Genomic DNA, 16,790 nt, shown 5'->3' on the forward strand with positions numbered 1-16,790 from the left:
GATTACCGCACAAAATTCCGGCGCGGCCGGATGGGAAATGCGGGGACAGACGGATGAATGTGATTGTACAAACTGAGCGGATCGGAGAATTCACTTATCTCGATGCTGCGACCGAGACGTCCTTGCTGCGAAATGGCAAGGTGTACACGCGGCGCGACAACAGCGGATCAGATGATCATTGGGTTGGTGTCACCTTCGATAAACGCAAGATACCCGTACATGACGCCCGCGCATTTGATGGGGCAGGGCAGCACCGGCTGGGCCCCAATGGTTTTGAGCTGTTGCAGCAGCCGCTGGACGGCCCCGAGTTTGATTTTCTGGATAATCAGCAAGTGGTAGAGCGCTATTATCCGCAGTGTCAGGAGGTCATCCGTCAGTCCACTGGCGCACGGATCGTGGCCGCCTTTGATCACAATGTCCGTTCGGTTTCAGGTAATCGCAGCAAGCAACGTATCACAGGCGGCCAGCAGGTGCAGCCGCCGCTACATATGGTTCATGGCGATTACACCATGACCAGCGCCCCGCAACGGTTGTGTGATCTGACCCGACCACCGACCAGCAATGATACCTACCGCTTCACGCTGGCGGACGGGGCGGCGTTGCTCGACAAGGATGCAGTGGATCAGGCGATTGGCGCAGGACGGTACGCCATCATCAATCTGTGGCGTAGCATCGCCAGTGAGCCAGTGATGACCAACCCACTGGCGTTGTGCGACGCGGCATTGGTCTGCCCCGAGGATCTGGTGGTGTTTGAAATCAACTATGCGGACCGGATCGGCGAAAACTACTATGCCAAATATTCGGATCAGCACCAATGGCTGTTCTATCCCGAAATGACGCGGGATGAGGCGCTGTTGATCAAACAATGGGATTCAGCGGGGGAACTGTCGCGTTCTAAAGGGGCCCGGGCCGATAGCTCTCGACCGGATGGCGGCTCAACGTTCAGCTTCCACAGTGCCTTTGCCGATCCGTCGGTCGGAGACGACGCCCCGGACCGTTGGAGCATCGAGGTCCGCTGTGCTGTTCTCTACGATGTATAACCCCCGAAAAACCGCGAATTGAGAGATGCTATGTCGACTGTCTGTGCAATCGTTGGTGCCGGAGAGGGTCTGGGTACAGCTTTGGCGCGCAAATTCTGTAGTGAAGGAATGGATATCGCGCTGATATCGCGCACCGAAGAGGGAAGCGCCGCTGCCAAAGCCTCCGCTCTGGCAGCGCGGCCCGAGGCGCAGGTGAAGTATTACTGCGCTGACGCCACTGACCCCACGACATTGGAATATGCCTTGTTCGTCGCTGCCAGCGAATTGGGTCGGATTGATCTGCTGATCTACAACGTGCGGGATGCCTTTACCGCCATTGACCCGCTGGACATGACCTATGAGGCGCTAGAGGCAACCTTGCGGCTTGAAGTTGTCGGTGCTTTTGCAGCGGCAAAAACGGTCATGCCCGCGATGCGGGAGCGGGGCCAGGGCAGCGTGTTTTTCTCAAGCTCGACCGCCGCGTTCCGGGGATCAGGCAAGATGCCGCTTTATGCAATCGGAAAATTCGGTTTACGGGCGCTGTCGCAAAGTCTGGCACGCGCCTATGCCAAGGACGGTATTCATATCGTACATGTGCGTCTGGACTGTGATCTGGATGTACCGGTGATGCATGAACGCTATGGCGACCGCTATGACCCCGAGAAGCTGGCACAGCCGGATGACGTGGCGCTCAGCTATTGGCACACATATCTGCAGCCACGCTCCGCCTGGAGCAATGAGATCGAGTTGCGTCCTTATTCCGAAACCTGGACGTTCTGAGCGCCTGCGCTCATCTTTCGGGCCGGTCTTGCGCTACGGCTGGGCAGTAGGAGGGGGTGCAACCACCATGTCTGATGACCGAAAATCCGTCGACCGTGATCGCTTTCCACCATTTGGTGGACTCAAGGCGTTTTTTGAGGTGGCATTGGTGGGCAACACCGTGCGCGCAGCCGAACGCCTAGGTATATCGCCTTCGTCGATCAGCCATCAGCTCAAGGCGTTGGAGGCAGAGCTGGGCGTACGGCTGATCGAAAACCGCAAGGGTAAGCTGTATCTGCTGGCTGAAGGGGTCCGTTATTTCGACCGGATCAAGCAGCCGATGCTTGAGATTCTGCGCGCGACCGAAGCGGTTCGTTCCGCCCCCGGGCGCAAGCGGGTGTCGCTGACCCTGACACCTTCGTTTGCCGCCGGATGGCTGATGCCTCGGCTGCTGGATCTGGATAGAAAACACCCGGATCTTGAGATCAACCTGATCACCACCACGCGCGTTGTCGATCTGCTGCGGGAAAATATCGATCTGGCAATCCGGCGCGGATCAGGCGTGTGGGACGGATACATCGTCAAACCGTTGCTGGCCGAGGCCATCGTTCCGGTTATGTCCCCCGTGCTTTGGGACTCACTACAATGTGAAACGCTTTCAGAAGCTTTTCAGAAGGCACGGATACTGGTCAATACCACGGTCGAGGGCGAGTGGGATACATGGTGCGCCACGCGGGATCTGACGCCACCAGACCCGGAGCGGTTCTATGATCTGGAAACCTATGAACTGACTATTCAGGCGGCACAAGACGGGCTGGGAATAGCCTTGGGACGCAGGCCTTTGGTTGATCCGTTGCTGGAAACGGGTGCGCTTGTACAACCTTTCCAAACGCCCGAGATCAGCGACAGCGCATATTACATCGTGCATCGCGACACGGCGTTGAGTTCTGACGTCAAGCGCCTGCAGGACTGGCTGTTGTCGCAGGTCATGTGAATTTTATTCATATCCTTCTGAATTGTTTGCAGTACCTCGAATGCGCCGTGCTGCCTAGTCTGACGCTGGCAACAATCACGGAGTCCGCCATGGCGCAGGCCGAGACACAACAGTTCAGCGGCCCTTTGGCCGGGATACGCATCATTGATCTGACCACCGTCATTTCCGGACCGATGGCTACGATGATGCTGGCAGATCAGGGCGCGGATGTCATCAAGGTGGAACGCGCCGACGGCGATTATACCCGGCAACTGGCGACGCGACGCGGCGGGCACGCAGCCTCATTCCTGAATAACAATCGTAACAAACGCTCAATCGTTGTCGATCTCAAGAACCCCTCGGATTTGGAGGCGGTGAAACAGTTGGTGGCAACGGCAGATGTGTTCATTCAGAACTTTCGGCCCGGCGTTGCTGACCGGCTTGGGCTAGGATACGAGGCGCTGAGCGCAAAAAACCCCAGGCTGGTGCATATGTCCATCGCGGGATTTGGCTTTGATGGGCCATTGGCCGGGAAGCCAGTGTATGATCCACTGATACAAGCGGTCTCGGCCCTGACCACAGTGCAGGCGGGTTCGGACGAGGAACGTCCGCGTCTGGTGCGCACCATTTTGCCCGACAAGCTGACCGCTGTGCAGGCCAGTCAGGCCATAACTGCCGCGCTGTTGGCGCGAGAGCGGATCGGCAAGGGGCAGAAGGTGACGCTGTCAATGCTGGATACGGTGACTGCGTTCCTGTGGGCTTCGGACATGAACGGGCATACGTTCGTGGGAGACGAGATGGAGAAAGAGGAAAGCCAGTCTTTTCACGATCTGATCTATCAGGTGAAGGACGGCTATCTGAGCATCTCCATCATGCAGGACAAGCATTGGGAAGCGCTGGCTCAGGCCACCGGCCATCCGGAAATCCTAACGGACGAGCGCTTCAAAACGGCCGAAAGTCGCGAGGTTCATCGCTCCGCGCGGCTGGAGCTGACACAATCCATCGTCAGCCAGGCAGAGCGCGACATGCTGCTGACCGCTCTAGAAGCCGCCGGAGTGCCTTGCGCCCCGGTACTGACTCGGAAGGAAATGCGGACCCATCCTCAACTACAGGCGAACGGCACGCTGTTTGAATACGACCACCCCACTGCGGGGCGTTTGCGCCAAGCGCGTAACCCTGCAGTGTTCCACGGTACTCCGGCCAGCAATATCCGCCCGGCACCAGAACTGGGTGCACATACGGATGAGGTGCTGGTGCCGCTGATGCCGGATCGGATGGCGCGCTCGTCATGATTGATTTCTATTACGCCCCAACACCGAACGGCTGGAAGGTCGCCATTATGCTGGCAGAAGTTGGGCTGGCGCATAACACCATCCTGATGCGGCTGCCGCAAGGCGATCAGTTGCGGACCGACTTTCTGGCTATCAGTCCCAATGGCAGAATTCCGGCGATTGTCGATCATACTGCAGAACGCTCTCTACCAGTGTTCGAAAGCGGGGCTATCTTGTTGTACCTGTCGGACAAGACCGGCCTGTTCGGGGCCCGTAACCGGGTTGAGCAGAAGGAACTGACCGAGTGGATGTTCTGGCAGGCCGCCAATCAAGGGCCGATGGCAGGTCAGCTAAGCCATTTTGCAAACTACGCGCCAGATGGGCAGGACTATTCCCACAACCGCTACAAAGGTGAATACGAACGCTCGCTCGCGGTGCTCGAAAACCGCCTGGAAGGGCGCGACTTCATCCTGTCGGATTATTCCATCGCGGACATGATGACGTTTCCCTGGGCCTTCATCGCCAAACCGTTAGGGGTGTCCTTGGACCAGTTCCCCAATGTGGCGGCCTGGCGTCACCGCATCAAGCAGCGCCCCGCTGTGCGCGCTGCGATCGACCTGCACAAAGACGCACAATTTTCCGAAGCAGCCAACGCGACCAACAATTCGGTTCTGTTCAACCAGTCGGCAGACCATCTGCGACGGTCGCAAGACCAGACTCCGACCTGACACAAAACAGGGCCACCAAATGCGCCTTGACCGACCGAGGGACACCCAACATGGAGACGAAGATATGCCAGAAATTTCAGGAAGCTGCCTCTGCGGGCAAGTCAGCTATAGGTCCACTGAGTCCGAGCCGAAAATGACAGCAATTTGTCATTGCCCCGATTGCCAAAAACAGACTGGTACAGGTTTCTCTGTGAATGTTCTGGTGCCGACCAGTTCAGTGGCGCTCAGCGGGTCGTCGCTTGGGCAATATGTGGTGGATGGGGCCTCGGGTTCGCCAGTGCGGCGTAATTTCTGCACCAATTGCGGATCGCCTCTGTCCACCGAACTGGACGCGTTCGACCACCTGTCTGCGATCAAGGCGGGAACGTTGAACGACAGTTCGTGGGTGCAGCCTACAGTTCAGATCTGGTGCGACTCGTCTCAGACATGGTCGGTGCTGGATGATGCGCTGCCGCAGGTCGCGAAAAATCCCGGCTGACCCTATAGTGATCGAAGGCGGTTATAACGATGGCCATCTTCGATGCTTAAGGCAAATAAAAGGAAAAACACCTTGAAACTTGCAGCAGTTCAGGCCGCACCGGTCTTTCTGGACCCTGCCGCCACCACCCAAAAGGCGCTTGCCCTGCTGCAAGAGGCCGCTTCGAACGGGGCGAAGACCGTCGTCTTCCCCGAGGTTTTCCTGTCGGGCTACCCGGTGTGGCTGCGCGCGCCTGAGGTGGCCCATAACGACGCGCTTCTGAAAATCGGTCATGTTGCCTATCTGAAATCCGCCATTTCGACCGACGGCCCCGAAGTCACGTCCCTCGTGGACGCAGCCCGGCGATTGGGTGTGTTCGTTTATGTGGGTATCGTTGAACGGACCGGCTCGGGCGGCTCGGTCTATGCTGCACTGGTGGCAATCCATCCCGAACAGGGCGTCGTCAGTGTGCATCGCAAGCTCAAACCAACCTTCCATGAACGGCTGATCTGGGCCGATGGAGATGGGCATGGGCTGCAAGTGCATGATTGGCAAGGGCTGAAATTCGGAGGTTTGAACTGCTATGAGAACTGGCAGCCGCTGGCGCGTCAGGCGCTGTACGATCAGGGCGAACAAGTGCATATCGCCACTTGGCCAGGAGATCTGGACGTGACTGAGAATATCACGCAGTTCATTGCGCTCGAGGGGCGGGTGTATTGCGTCTCGGTCTCGGGCCTGCTGCGGGTTCAGGACATTCCCGACAGTTTTCCTCTACGCGATCAAGTCATAAAAGGGCGGGATGTGATCAACGATGGCGGCTCAATGATTGCCAGGCCGGATGGTGCGTTGATTGCAGGGCCGGTGGTCGGCGAAGAGCAGATCCTCTATGCCGATATTTCTGCCGAGGCCATTTTAGGCGCGCGCCTGAAACTGGACCCCGCTGGCCACTATAGCCGCCGCGACGTGTTGAGCCTGGAGCACAATTCTCGGCGCTTGGATTGAGCGTCAAACCTGTTTAGTGAGACTGTTTTCGCGGATGGCCAGTACCGAAGAATAGGTAGACACCGAATAGGGCACGCAGTAAGTCATCATAATTTTCAGGGCCATGGTTGGATCGACATCCGCTGAAAACAACCGATCGCCATGGTTAATCGAAGCCAGCAAAGTACCGACGATCAACGCGATGCACATTGCCCGCCGTACCACCTCGCACCTGACGGCAAGCTGCAGTAACTTCGAGACTATCTCTTCGGACTTTGGTCGCTTGTTCGCTATTCTTGGTCTTCCGTTTCCAAAACCTAGCGATGGACCAGTTCAGAAGGGGAGGCTTAGCCTGTGCAGACATTTCATATCAGTCTGCCCAAGGTAAACGTCTGCTTGAAGACCGCGGTCATGACGCCGATTGGTTGAGAGAAGGCGGAAGCAGGGTAAGGCAACTGTCCGCCTTGACAAGCGTCGAGATTATGTTTGGCAGGCTCAAAGATTGGCAGCGTATGGCATCCAGATATGACAGATGTCCGAAGGTCTTTCTGGCCCCAGCCGTTGTCTATTGGCTATGTGCCCCGAACCTAGGCTAGCAAATCGAAGTTGCGTGCCAGATATTTTTGACTGACATGTAATTGTCCAGGCCTTCGGTTCCGCCTTCTCGACCATAACCACTGGACTTGACGCCACCGAAGGGTGTTTCCGGCATGGAGGCCTCCAGTGTGTTGATTGAAAGGTTGCCGACCTCGACCTCATCCACCAGCCGGTCGATATAATCGGCGCGATTGGTGAAGGCGTAGCCGGCAAGGCCATAGGGAACAGCGTTCGCTTGTTCGATGGCGTGATCCAACGAGCTGACGGGGTTGACGACTGCGACGGGGCCAAAGGGTTCTTCTTGCATGATGCGAGCATTGTCCGGCACGTTCAGCAGCACGGTGGGTTGAAAGAAGTATCCTATGTCGCCATGACGCGCGCCACCTGTGGCGACCGTGGCCCCTTTTGCGCGGGCGTCTTCGACAAGTTCGGTCAGTGCAGGGATACGGCGGTCGTTGGCGGTCGGCCCCATTTCCACACCATCGTCCATGCCATTACCGACGACGGTAGCCTGGGCGCGCTTCACAAAAGCATCGGCGTAGTCGTCGAAAATGCTCTCATGAGCAAAGAATCGAGTGGGAGATGTACAGACCTGACCGGCATTGCGCATCTTGCGCACAGCGCTGGAGGTCGCTGCCGTTTGCACATCAGTATCCTCGCAGACGATGACCGGCGCGTGGCCGCCCAATTCCATCAGCACACGCGTGTCATTCTGCGCTGCCAACGTGGTCAGATGGCGGCCCACAGAGGTTGAACCGGTGAAAGCGACGAGCCGAACAGGCTCCTGCGGGATCAGGTAAGCCGAGATGTCGGCCGGATTCCCGAAGACAAGGTTCAATACACCGGGCGGCAACCCTGCATCTTCAAAGGCTCTGGCAATGTGAATGGCGCCTGCGGGCGTTTCCTCGGCAGCCTTCAGAATCACGGAGCACCCCGAAGCCAGTGCGCCCGCGATCTTGCGTGCAGGCTGGCTCATCGGAAAGTTCCACGGAGAAAACGCAGCAACTACGCCAACGGGTTGGTGATGCACGGAAAACTTGTGACCACGGGCGGCGGGGATCACGCGGCCATAGGTCCGCATTGCCTCTCCCGCATCCCATTCGAAGAATTCCGCGCCACGGATCACCTCTAGTCGAGCCTGTTGCAAGGGTTTGCCATGCTCCAGCGTGATCGAGGTGGCGATCTCTTCCTGCCGTTCTCGCATCAGGGCGGCAGCACGCAGGATCGTATCAGCGCGGTCCCGTGGCGACGTGCGGCTCCAGAGCGCGAAACCTTTAACTGCGGCATCCAGAGCATCGTCGAGATCGCTCTGCCCGGCGCAGGGAAGGCGGCCGATTTCCTCTTCGGTGGCCGGATTGACCACCGGTATATCAGAGCGTGTCTTGCGCCACTCGCCCGCGATGAACAGCTTCATTTCTGGATACATGGACAGCCGCCTTTTGATTGACTGAACATTAGATCACCCGCCATGGGCATTCGCCTCAAGTGAATTGGATGAATACTGATATCAGAATGAGGAATATCAGCCCTGCCTCATTTGCGCCGCCAAGTGGAGCGCCGCCTTGAACGCCCGCCCCGCCGGGGACAAGTCATCATCGGCGCGCAACGAAACGCCGATTGGTCCATGACCGAAGGGGACCGTCCAGTCCAGCTCTACCAAATGGTCATTTTCGATGTCGTGGGCGACAACTTCGGCTGGCATCAGCCCGATCAGATCGCGCGACTGTAACAGGGTGCGGTTGGTCAGGTAAGACACGCTTTCGATCGAGACCGTAGGCACATATTGCTGTTGCCCGGTAAAGAAATGATCGACCTGCCGCCGCAATGTGGTTTCCAGCGGCGGCAGGACCCAGCCAAAAGGCTTGGTCTGGGCAAAGCTGACCTCAGCATTGCCCGCCAGAGGATGCGTTGGCCCGACTACGGCCAGAATGCGATCATCAAAAAGTTTTTCCTGCCTGATCTTGTCGCGATGACGGTGCGATGGAAGGCGCCCGACCACCATATCGATTTCTCCTGACAGCAATCCCGGCATCAGCACCTCATTGGTGCCTTCCACCACTTTGATCGCAACCTTTGGACGTTCGGTCAAAAGAACTTCAATAGCTGATGGCAACAGACTGGCAGAGGCTGCCAGCAGAGTACCAACGACTACGCGGCCGGCATTTCCTTCGCTCAGATCATCAAGTTCCTGAGCCGCTTGCGATATCTGCGCGAAAATCAGCTTGCCATGCCGGATCAAAGTTTCGCCAAAAACAGTCGGCCCGACACCGCGATTAGTGCGGTCGAACAGTTTGACCTCGAAATCCAGTTCCAGATCCTGGATCATCTTGGTGGCGGCGGGCTGAGATATCCCCAGCGACCGGGCGGCATTCTGGATGTTTCCGTGCGTTCCAACCGCCACCAGTAAACGCAACTGCCGTAGCTTAAGCCGAGTCAGCGCGCGCTCAACGATGCGGGCATGGCGTTCCATCACAAGGTGATCCTTAGGTCGATCTGGTCAAGCTTTGCCACTACGCTCATCGCGGCCAAGGCCGAAGACCGGGGGTTGTCGGGCAGGGAATTGCCATGGATTTGAAAATGAAACTCTCCAAACGTGCCCTTTGCGGTAACTTCATGAGTGTTCTGCGTAATTGACGCATCCGCGATCAGGCGAACATGCGTCTCATCAAAGCCAAGCCCGGACAATGCGACGGCAGCCGCTACATTTGCATTCTTGGGGTAATCCAGCGCCGCGGCGCGGGCACTTCCTTCGAAATGCACCTGTGCCCCTTCTGATAAACCATCAAGATCCAGCTTGTCTTCCGCCGGAGAGCCACGCCACCCCTGCGGTGGCTTGCGACTGGTATAGGTTACAGTGCTCAGCCCGCCGACATTCGCCGCGCTCAGGCAATCCAGAGCACCGATAGCTCCGCTCGCCAGATACAGTCTTGAATTTCCTTCCTTGGCTGCCTGCGTAAGCGCGGATTGGATAGCCGCGTCTGCAAGCGCCCCGAGCGATACTGTGAGCATGTTGATACCGCGCGCCAGAATGCGGGGACCATGCTCCGCCAGCGCCGCGTGCCCTGCGCAATCAATCATCAGATCCAGATCATCTGGCAACGCTTCGACCGTTGCAACCTCCAGTGTTGCGTCGGGCGCCACTCGCTCAGGCCGCAGCAAAATGGCGGTAAGTTCATGTCCGCGATCCGCAAGGGCCGCGCGGACATATCGCGCAATGGCGCCTTTTCCGATCAATCCAACCTTCATTCCATTGTCATAGGTTAATCCAAATTGCACTGGAATTGAAAAGCGTCAGATATTCATTTTTTCGATACCCACTTACCGGCTTCACCTTGGACGCCGCCCGCGCAATGCAGTTTGTTAGCGGCAGCACATTCTACAGGTAGCGGCTCATGCAATATACAAAACACGAAGCGAAGGCTTATGCCCGCGAGAACATGACGGGCATCTGGGCGGCCGCTCTGAACCCGTTCAGAGAAGACCTCTCGCTGGATGAGGAAGGCCTGCGCGCCAATATCCGGCATTGGATCGACGACCTTGGCATTCAGGGCCTGTTTATCGCGGGCAAGCAGGGGGAATTCTGGGCGATGAGCCTGGAGGAGCGCAAGCGCAATATAACCATCGCGGTTGAGGAGTGCGCCGGACAGGCCGGGACGATCATGTCGATCTCGGATCAGAACCTAAATACGGCGCTGGAGCTTGGCCGCCACGCGCAGGATTGTGGCGCGGATTATGTTGTGGTTCATGCGCCGATGCTCAGCTTTTGTCAGGAACGTGGGGAGCTGCTCTATCAGTATTATAAACGCTTCTGCGATGAACTGGACATCGGCATCGCCATGTGGAGCCATCCTGACAGCGGCTATCTAATGCAGCCCGAGGAATGCGCGCGGATCGCGGATTTACCCAACATTGTCGCGATCAAATACTCGGTTCCGCGCGAGATGTATGTGCGCCTGAGCCATATGGTTGGTGATAAGATCCATGTCTCGACATCAGCTGAACACGAATGGCTGGACAACATTCTGGAGCTCGATTGGAAGCTCTATCTGTGTTCATCCCCGCCCTATCAGTTGCAGACGGCCAATGATCAGCGCATGAATGAATACACGCGGCTGGCATTTGAAGGCAAAGCAGAAGAGGCGCGGCGCGTCTTTGACAGCCTCAACCCAGTGCGGGATGCGATGAAGCGCACCAAACCGGCCAGCAAACCCACCGCTTTTGGCAAATACTGGCAAGAACTTCTGGGGCAGCATGGCGGGCGTGTCCGGGCACCTATGTTAGAGCTGACCGAGGCAGAGAAAGAGCTTATCCGCAACGGGTTCAACGAATGCGGACTGAAGCTTTGATATAAGTAAATCAGATACCTACTTACGGACAATTTCTTTGCAGCTATGGAGATTGTCACACAGAATTTTTCGCGATGGGAGAAGGTCATGTCAAAACTGTCCGCGTTCAACTTCAAGACCTGGATTGATGAACACCGTCATCTGCTTAAGCCCCCGGTGGGCAACAAGATGGTTTTCGAAGACTCTGACATGATGGTCACGGTTGTAGGTGGCCCCAACAAGCGCACCGACTATCACGACGATCCGGTCGAGGAGTTCTTTTATCAGCTTGAGGGTGATATGCTACTCAAGCTCTATGATGGCGAAGAATTCTATGATGTGCCGATCCGCGAGGGTGAGATTTTCCTGCTGCCGCCGCATGTGCGCCATTCGCCGCAGCGTCCGCAGGAGGGCTCGGTGGGGCTGGTGATCGAACCTAAGCGTCAGCAAGGGCAGTTCGATGCAATCGAATGGTACTGCTTTGAATGTCAGCACAAAGTATTCCGAGCCGAGTTTCAGCTGCAGTCCATCGTCAAGGACCTGCCACCGGTTTACGAGAAATTCTATGCGTCGGAAGAGGACCGAACCTGCCCGAATTGTGGTACCGTGCATCCGGGCAAGGAACCTCCTGAAGGCTGGGTAAAGCTATAATAGGTCAGAAAAAAGACAGGGAAAACGATGAAACACTTCGCCAAGATTATTACCTCGGCAGCCCTCGTGGCCGCGTCATCCGTTGCCGTGAAGGCCGAAGAATTTCGACTGGGGCTGATCACTCCGCCCCCACATATCTGGACCAAGGCCGCCGAAGCCTTCGGCGCTGAGCTGGCCGACACCTCGGGTGGTGCACACAGTGTTTCCGTCTTTCCGGCCCGCCAGTTGGGCAATGAGGCCGAGATGCTGCAGCAGTTGCAAACCGGTGCGCTTGATATGGCCTTCATGACGGTCGCCGAGGTTTCGAACCGGGCGCCCGAGCTTGGAGCGTTTTATGCACCCTACCTAGCCAATGATATCGGCCATGCGGGCCGCATTCTTCGCTCAGACACGGCCAAATCCATGCTTGAACCGCTGCCCGGGCAGGTGGGGGTCGTCGGTGTCGGCTATGGCATGGCAGGTCTGCGCCAGATCGTCAGTCGTGGGGAAATCGGCTCTGCGGAGGATCTTGCCGGGCTGAAATTGCGAATCACGCCTTTCACGCCGATTCTGGATTTCTACAACGCTGTTGGTGCCGCGCCGACCCCGATGCCCCTTCCCGCAGTCTATGATGCACTGGCCAATGGTCAGGTCGATGCCATTGACATGGATGCGGAACTGATCTGGGTCCTGAAATACTATGATCACGCTGATACCATCGTGCAGTCGGATCATATGATGTTCCCGATGGTCGGCCTTGTGTCCGCCAAGGTCTGGGCCGGGCTATCAGATGAGGATCGCGCCATGATCGGCGATCTGATGGCCAAACATGTGGACAGCACCATCGACAGCTATGTCGCCAACGAAGCAGGCTGGCTGGAGCAGATCGCAGGCACGGGCAAGACCTACACCAAAGTGGATGCCTCGTTCTTTGGCGATGCGATTGACGAATGGAATGCCACCTGGTCCGAAAAAACCTCGTCGCTTGAAGCTTTGCGCGCAACGGCAGCAGAAACCGAGTAAGGTTCAATACAGGCAGTGAACTGGGCGCGAGTACGCTCGCGCCCTTTTTTCGTGGGGAAGGGGCCATGTTGTATCGTGTGTCAGCCGCTTGGGCGCGGATCGAGTTGCAGGCCGCAGCTTTGCTGGCGGTCTGCGTGACGCTATTGATCCTTCTGAATGTTGCTACCCGCAATGTTGGGCAAGCGTTGTTCTGGGTCGACGAACTGGCGATCTATGCCATGGTCTGGATGACTTTTCTTGGCGCCTCGGCCGCGTTGCACTATCGCAGCTCGGTTTCGATTACGATCCTGTCCGATGTCGCGTCCCATCGATGGCGTCGTGTGATCCGCAAATGTGTCGATGTCATCGTCTTCGCCTTTTCGCTGGCGATGCTGTGGTTCTGCTGGCGATGGTTTCTGCCCGCCGATCTTGCCAGTGCCGGATTCGACACGGTGAAGTTTCAGGGCAGCACTTTCAACTTCATCTATGCTGAACCAACGCTGACGCTAGGCTTGCCGAAATATCTGTTTTGGCTGGTAATGTGGCTCTTTGCCCTTGGCGCGACGCTGCATTCAACGACGCATCTTTTGTCAGCGGCACAGACAGAGGACGCAGCATGAGCGCTGTACTTTTTCTGGTAGCGTTGCTGCTGTCCGTGCCCGTTGCCATTGTGCTTGCAATCACCGCGGTCTGGTATGTCTGGGAAAGCGGCAACACGGTTCTTTTCGACAGCTTTGCCCAGAAGATGTTCGGAGGGCTGGAAAATTATGGCCTGCTGGCCATTCCGCTGTTTATGCTGACCGGTGAATTGATGAACGAAGGTGGCATGACCCGCCGCCTTGTCGCGCTGGCACGTGTCTTTGTTGGCGGGTTTCGCGGAGGGTTGGCCTATATCAACCTGCTGGCCAATATGTTCATGGCTGCGATCATCGGCTCGGCCACTGCTCAGATCGCGGTGATGTCGCGCGCAATGGTGCCCGCCATGAAAGACGAAGGCTATGATGAGGGGTTTGCCGCAGCAACAACGGCGGCAGGGGGGCTTCTGGCCCCCGTCATTCCGCCTTCGATGATGTTTGTCATCTTTGGCGTTCTGGCCCAGATCCCCATCGGGCAAATGTTTATTGCCGGAATCATTCCCGGGCTTCTGCTGGCACTGTGCTTTGCGCTGGTGATAACGCTAATCGGCTGGTCGCAGCAGTTTCCAAAAGGCGAGTGGATGTCGCGCAGCGAAGCCGTACGCGCATTGCTTCAGGCTCTGCCAGCGATGCTGGTACCGGTGTCCATCATCGGGGGCATCCTGCTGGGCATCGCAACACCAACGGAATCCGCCGCCGTTGCTTCGCTTATAGCCTTTCTTATCGGCTGGCTGGTCTACCGTGATCTTGACCCGCAAAAATTGGGCGAGATGTTCAGGCGGACAGCCTCAAATGCGTCGATGATCCTGTTCATGATCGCAGCGGCCAGCGTCTTTGGTTGGGTCATCATCTATGAAGAATTGCCGCAGAAACTGGCTGATCTGATCACATCGATCACTTCGGATCCCTTCATGTTCCTTTTGATCGTCAACGTGGCGCTTCTGTTGATCGGCATGGTCATCGACGGTATCGCCGCGATCATCCTGATCACGCCCATCCTGCTGCCCATCGCGACCGGCTCTTATGACATCAGCCCCTATCAGTTCGGGGTCGTAGCCTGCCTGAACCTCGTGCTCGGGCTTTTGACGCCGCCTGTCGGCATAGGTCTTTATATTGCATCTTCCATGAGCGGAACCACGCCAGGTGCGATTCTGAAATCGCTCTGGCCGTTTTTGATCGCAGTGGCCGCAGTTCTAGTTCTGCTGAGCTATTTTCCAAGTTTGTCCACGTTTCTGATCTGACAGGGCACAAGATCGCAGCCGTAGATACCTGGTGGAGCCATATCATCACGCACATGCGTCAACCGTGGTTAGGGCGAACAGGTCTTATAGGCCCGACAATCAAGCGAAGTACCCCGTGCTGAGATAAGTGAGAAAACGTCTGTTTGCACGACATGAGCAAAATACGCTGCAATCGTGCAGGTATCACCGGAGCCGGAATTCAGCTCCGGTGACATTTGTCAGCTCTGTTTGGGTTCCACAGGTATGTAGAGGTCACCACCTTCACGGAACCGCGCGGCCATTGCCTCCATTCCTTCCTTCTGCGCCTCAGACCGAATGTCGTGGCTGATCCGCATTGAGCAAAATTTCGGCCCGCACATGGAACAGAAATGCGCCACCTTGTGCGCCTGTTTGGGCAGGGTTTGATCGTGGAATTCACGTGCGGTGTCCGGGTCCAGCGACAGGTTGAACTGATCCTCCCAGCGGAACTCGAACCGGGCGCGGGACAGGGCATCGTCGCGACGTTGCGCACCCGGCAGGCCTTTGGCCAGATCGGCCGCATGGGCGGCAATCTTATAGGTGATCACGCCGGTTTTCACGTCATCCCGGTCGGGCAGGCCCAGATGCTCCTTGGGCGTGACATAGCAGAGCATCGCGCAGCCGAACCAGCCGATCATCGCCGCGCCAATGCCGCTGGTGATGTGATCATAGCCCGGCGCGATGTCTGTAGTCAGGGGGCCAAGCGTATAAAAGGGCGCTTCGCGGCAGCACTCCAACTGCTTGTCCATGTTTTCCTTGATCTTGTGCATGGCCACGTGGCCGGGGCCTTCGATCATCACCTGACAATCCTTGGCCCAAGCGATCCTGGTTAGTTCGCCCAGCGTCTCAAGTTCGGCAAACTGTGCCTCGTCATTTGCGTCTGCAATAGAACCGGGCCGCAGGCCGTCACCGAGGCTGAATGATACGTCGTAGGCACGGCAGATGTCGCAGATCTCTTCGAAATGTTCATAGAGGAAGCTTTCCTTGTGATGATGCAGGCACCACTTGGCCATGATCGAGCCGCCGCGGGACACGATACCGGTGACGCGGTTTACAGTCATCGGCACCATATGGAGCCGAACGCCCGCATGGATGGTGAAATAGTCCACCCCCTGTTCCGCCTGTTCGATCAGCGTGTCGCGGAATACCTCCCAGGTCAGGTCCTCGGCGATGCCATTCACCTTTTCCAGCGCCTGATAGAGCGGAACAGTGCCGATCGGGACGGGTGAATTGCGGATGATCCATTCGCGGGTATTGTGAATGTTGCGCCCGGTGGACAGGTCCATCACCGTGTCCGCGCCCCAACGGATTGACCAGACCATCTTGTCCACCTCCTCTTCCATCGAGGAGGTCACAGCCGAAGTACCCATATTGGCGTTGATCTTGACCAGAAAATTGCGCCCGATGATCATCGGTTCGCTTTCGGGATGATTGATGTTGGCCGGGATGATCGCGCGGCCTGCGGCAACCTCGTCCCGCACGAATTCCGGGGTCACATAATCTGGTATGTTGGCACCCCAGTCATTGCCTTCGCGTTGCTCGGCCACAGCCTCGCGCAGTTGGTTTTCGCGGATGGCGATAAATTCCATCTCCGGGGTGATAATCCCGGCGCGGGCATAGGCCAGTTGCGTCACTGCCTTGCCATCCGTGGCGCGCAGCGGGCGCGGACGGACCGGGAATTCCGGGGTCAGCCGATCCCCGTCGACAAAGCCATTATCCTCGGGTTTGATCTCGCGCCCGTCATACTCCTCGACATCGCTGCGCGCCTCGATCCACTTTCGGCGCAACGGGGCCAGACCTTGTCGAATATCAGTAATCACATTCGGATCAGTGTAGGGACCCGAGCTGTCATAGACCGGCAGCGGCGGTTCACCGGCCGTTGGATGGACCGAGATTTCGCGCATCGGGACGCGCACATCAGGGTGCCGCGTGCCACTCACGTAAATCTTGCGCGACGCTGGTAATTCACCCGTGGTGATCTTGGGATTGGGGACGTTCATTATGGTGCTCCTCAAGCAATTCAACTCAAAAAGACACCAGATGAGTCGTGGCTTGGGGAAACGAGAGGGCGTGGAGCCCCCTTGTTCGGAGAGCGCCTGCCCGGTTTCCGGCCTGCGCACCCTAGCTTCCTACGCCAGTGTCAACTGGGTCAGG

General features: G+C 57.2%; 17 protein-coding genes. 12 read left to right on the top strand and 5 right to left on the bottom strand.

Features of this window, described 5'->3' with window-relative positions; all coding sequences use genetic code 11:
* Positions 1–53: 53 nt before the first annotated feature.
* From ACR0AZ_RS13975 to ACR0AZ_RS14005, 7 genes are all read left to right on the top strand, one after another.
* Positions 54–1,040, top strand: coding sequence for a CmcJ/NvfI family oxidoreductase (locus ACR0AZ_RS13975; RefSeq protein WP_480472122.1), 987 nt, complete (start codon positions 54–56; stop codon positions 1,038–1,040).
* Positions 1,041–1,070: 30 nt separating this feature from the next.
* On the top strand, positions 1,071–1,799 hold the full coding sequence (locus tag ACR0AZ_RS13980; RefSeq protein ID WP_480667688.1) for an SDR family NAD(P)-dependent oxidoreductase: 729 nt from the start codon (positions 1,071–1,073) through the stop codon (positions 1,797–1,799).
* A gap of 67 nt (positions 1,800–1,866) precedes the next feature.
* Positions 1,867–2,772 carry a LysR substrate-binding domain-containing protein gene (locus tag ACR0AZ_RS13985; protein ID WP_480472120.1) on the top strand — a complete coding sequence of 302 codons (906 nt, stop codon included), beginning with the start codon at positions 1,867–1,869 and terminating at the stop codon, positions 2,770–2,772.
* A gap of 89 nt (positions 2,773–2,861) precedes the next feature.
* The gene (locus ACR0AZ_RS13990) at positions 2,862–4,043 is read left to right on the top strand and encodes a CaiB/BaiF CoA transferase family protein (RefSeq protein WP_480472119.1); all 1,182 of its coding nucleotides are present in this window, start codon (positions 2,862–2,864) and stop codon (positions 4,041–4,043) included.
* A complete protein-coding gene (locus ACR0AZ_RS13995) occupies positions 4,040–4,750 on the top strand; it encodes a glutathione S-transferase family protein (RefSeq protein ID WP_480667689.1) in 711 nt (236 codons plus the stop codon). Before ACR0AZ_RS13990 ends, ACR0AZ_RS13995 begins: the two co-directional genes overlap by 4 nt.
* A 64-nt stretch (positions 4,751–4,814) precedes the next feature.
* Complete coding sequence (locus tag ACR0AZ_RS14000) at positions 4,815–5,228, top strand: GFA family protein (protein WP_480485025.1); 414 nt, start codon at positions 4,815–4,817, stop codon at positions 5,226–5,228.
* Between the two features lie 72 nt (positions 5,229–5,300).
* Positions 5,301–6,209 (top strand): carbon-nitrogen hydrolase family protein, encoded by a 909-nt coding sequence (locus ACR0AZ_RS14005; RefSeq protein ID WP_480472116.1) that lies wholly within the window; start codon positions 5,301–5,303, stop codon positions 6,207–6,209.
* A 3-nt stretch (positions 6,210–6,212) separates the two neighbouring features.
* Here ACR0AZ_RS14005 and nrtS read toward each other — a convergent pair whose 3' ends face one another.
* The 4 genes from nrtS to ACR0AZ_RS14025 form a co-directional block, all read right to left on the bottom strand.
* Positions 6,213–6,398 carry a nitrate/nitrite transporter NrtS gene (nrtS, locus tag ACR0AZ_RS14010; RefSeq protein WP_480667690.1) on the bottom strand — a complete coding sequence of 62 codons (186 nt, stop codon included), beginning with the start codon at positions 6,396–6,398 and terminating at the stop codon, positions 6,213–6,215.
* 382 nt (positions 6,399–6,780) lie between these two features.
* A complete protein-coding gene (locus ACR0AZ_RS14015; RefSeq protein WP_480472114.1) occupies positions 6,781–8,211 on the bottom strand; it encodes an NAD-dependent succinate-semialdehyde dehydrogenase in 1,431 nt (476 codons plus the stop codon).
* A 96-nt stretch (positions 8,212–8,307) separates the two neighbouring features.
* Positions 8,308–9,255 carry a LysR substrate-binding domain-containing protein gene (locus tag ACR0AZ_RS14020; RefSeq protein WP_480472113.1) on the bottom strand — a complete coding sequence of 316 codons (948 nt, stop codon included), beginning with the start codon at positions 9,253–9,255 and terminating at the stop codon, positions 8,308–8,310.
* Complete coding sequence (locus ACR0AZ_RS14025) at positions 9,255–10,031, bottom strand: aspartate dehydrogenase (RefSeq protein ID WP_480667691.1); 777 nt, start codon at positions 10,029–10,031, stop codon at positions 9,255–9,257. The genes ACR0AZ_RS14020 and ACR0AZ_RS14025 overlap by 1 nt, the downstream gene beginning before the upstream one ends.
* Positions 10,032–10,177: 146 nt before the next feature.
* On the opposite strand from ACR0AZ_RS14025, the gene ACR0AZ_RS14030 reads away from it, so the two are divergent.
* The 5 genes from ACR0AZ_RS14030 (at position 10,178) to ACR0AZ_RS14050 (ending at position 14,618) form a co-directional block, all read left to right on the top strand.
* The gene (locus ACR0AZ_RS14030; protein WP_480667692.1) at positions 10,178–11,131 is read left to right on the top strand and encodes a dihydrodipicolinate synthase family protein; all 954 of its coding nucleotides are present in this window, start codon (positions 10,178–10,180) and stop codon (positions 11,129–11,131) included.
* Between the two features lie 87 nt (positions 11,132–11,218).
* Entirely contained in the window at positions 11,219–11,761 is a 543-nt protein-coding gene (locus tag ACR0AZ_RS14035) for a 3-hydroxyanthranilate 3,4-dioxygenase (protein ID WP_480472110.1), read from the top strand.
* 27 nt (positions 11,762–11,788) lie between these two features.
* On the top strand, positions 11,789–12,763 hold the full coding sequence (locus tag ACR0AZ_RS14040) for a TRAP transporter substrate-binding protein (RefSeq protein WP_480472109.1): 975 nt from the start codon (positions 11,789–11,791) through the stop codon (positions 12,761–12,763).
* A 65-nt stretch (positions 12,764–12,828) separates the two neighbouring features.
* On the top strand, positions 12,829–13,362 hold the full coding sequence (locus tag ACR0AZ_RS14045) for a TRAP transporter small permease (RefSeq protein WP_480472108.1): 534 nt from the start codon (positions 12,829–12,831) through the stop codon (positions 13,360–13,362).
* Complete coding sequence (locus tag ACR0AZ_RS14050; protein WP_480667693.1) at positions 13,359–14,618, top strand: TRAP transporter large permease; 1,260 nt, start codon at positions 13,359–13,361, stop codon at positions 14,616–14,618. The genes ACR0AZ_RS14045 and ACR0AZ_RS14050 overlap by 4 nt, the downstream gene beginning before the upstream one ends.
* 218 nt (positions 14,619–14,836) lie before the next feature.
* Here ACR0AZ_RS14050 and thiC read toward each other — a convergent pair whose 3' ends face one another.
* On the bottom strand, positions 14,837–16,636 hold the full coding sequence (gene thiC, locus ACR0AZ_RS14055) for a phosphomethylpyrimidine synthase ThiC (RefSeq protein WP_480472106.1): 1,800 nt from the start codon (positions 16,634–16,636) through the stop codon (positions 14,837–14,839).
* Between the last annotated feature and the right edge of the window lie 154 nt (positions 16,637–16,790).

The sequence above is a fragment of the Ruegeria sp. BE3 genome (genome assembly GCF_056538865.1).

What these genes read in the sequence shown, in the direction of transcription:
- nrtS (WP_480667690.1), bottom strand. Translation starts at nt 6,398, where the DNA reads ATGTGCATCGCGTTGATCGTCGGTACTTTGCTGGCTTCGATTAACCAT.
- thiC (WP_480472106.1), bottom strand. Translation starts at nt 16,636, where the DNA reads ATGAACGTCCCCAATCCCAAGATCACCACGGGTGAATTACCAGCGTCG.
- ACR0AZ_RS14050 (WP_480667693.1), top strand. Translation starts at nt 13,359, where the DNA reads ATGAGCGCTGTACTTTTTCTGGTAGCGTTGCTGCTGTCCGTGCCCGTT.
- ACR0AZ_RS13990 (WP_480472119.1), top strand. Translation starts at nt 2,862, where the DNA reads ATGGCGCAGGCCGAGACACAACAGTTCAGCGGCCCTTTGGCCGGGATA.
- ACR0AZ_RS14015 (WP_480472114.1), bottom strand. Translation starts at nt 8,211, where the DNA reads ATGTATCCAGAAATGAAGCTGTTCATCGCGGGCGAGTGGCGCAAGACA.
- ACR0AZ_RS14000 (WP_480485025.1), top strand. Translation starts at nt 4,815, where the DNA reads ATGCCAGAAATTTCAGGAAGCTGCCTCTGCGGGCAAGTCAGCTATAGG.
- ACR0AZ_RS13975 (WP_480472122.1), top strand. Translation starts at nt 54, where the DNA reads ATGAATGTGATTGTACAAACTGAGCGGATCGGAGAATTCACTTATCTC.
- ACR0AZ_RS14045 (WP_480472108.1), top strand. Translation starts at nt 12,829, where the DNA reads ATGTTGTATCGTGTGTCAGCCGCTTGGGCGCGGATCGAGTTGCAGGCC.
- ACR0AZ_RS14025 (WP_480667691.1), bottom strand. Translation starts at nt 10,031, where the DNA reads ATGAAGGTTGGATTGATCGGAAAAGGCGCCATTGCGCGATATGTCCGC.
- ACR0AZ_RS14030 (WP_480667692.1), top strand. Translation starts at nt 10,178, where the DNA reads ATGCAATATACAAAACACGAAGCGAAGGCTTATGCCCGCGAGAACATG.
- ACR0AZ_RS14040 (WP_480472109.1), top strand. Translation starts at nt 11,789, where the DNA reads ATGAAACACTTCGCCAAGATTATTACCTCGGCAGCCCTCGTGGCCGCG.
- ACR0AZ_RS14020 (WP_480472113.1), bottom strand. Translation starts at nt 9,255, where the DNA reads ATGGAACGCCATGCCCGCATCGTTGAGCGCGCGCTGACTCGGCTTAAG.
- ACR0AZ_RS13985 (WP_480472120.1), top strand. Translation starts at nt 1,867, where the DNA reads ATGTCTGATGACCGAAAATCCGTCGACCGTGATCGCTTTCCACCATTT.
- ACR0AZ_RS13995 (WP_480667689.1), top strand. Translation starts at nt 4,040, where the DNA reads ATGATTGATTTCTATTACGCCCCAACACCGAACGGCTGGAAGGTCGCC.
- ACR0AZ_RS14035 (WP_480472110.1), top strand. Translation starts at nt 11,219, where the DNA reads ATGTCAAAACTGTCCGCGTTCAACTTCAAGACCTGGATTGATGAACAC.
- ACR0AZ_RS13980 (WP_480667688.1), top strand. Translation starts at nt 1,071, where the DNA reads ATGTCGACTGTCTGTGCAATCGTTGGTGCCGGAGAGGGTCTGGGTACA.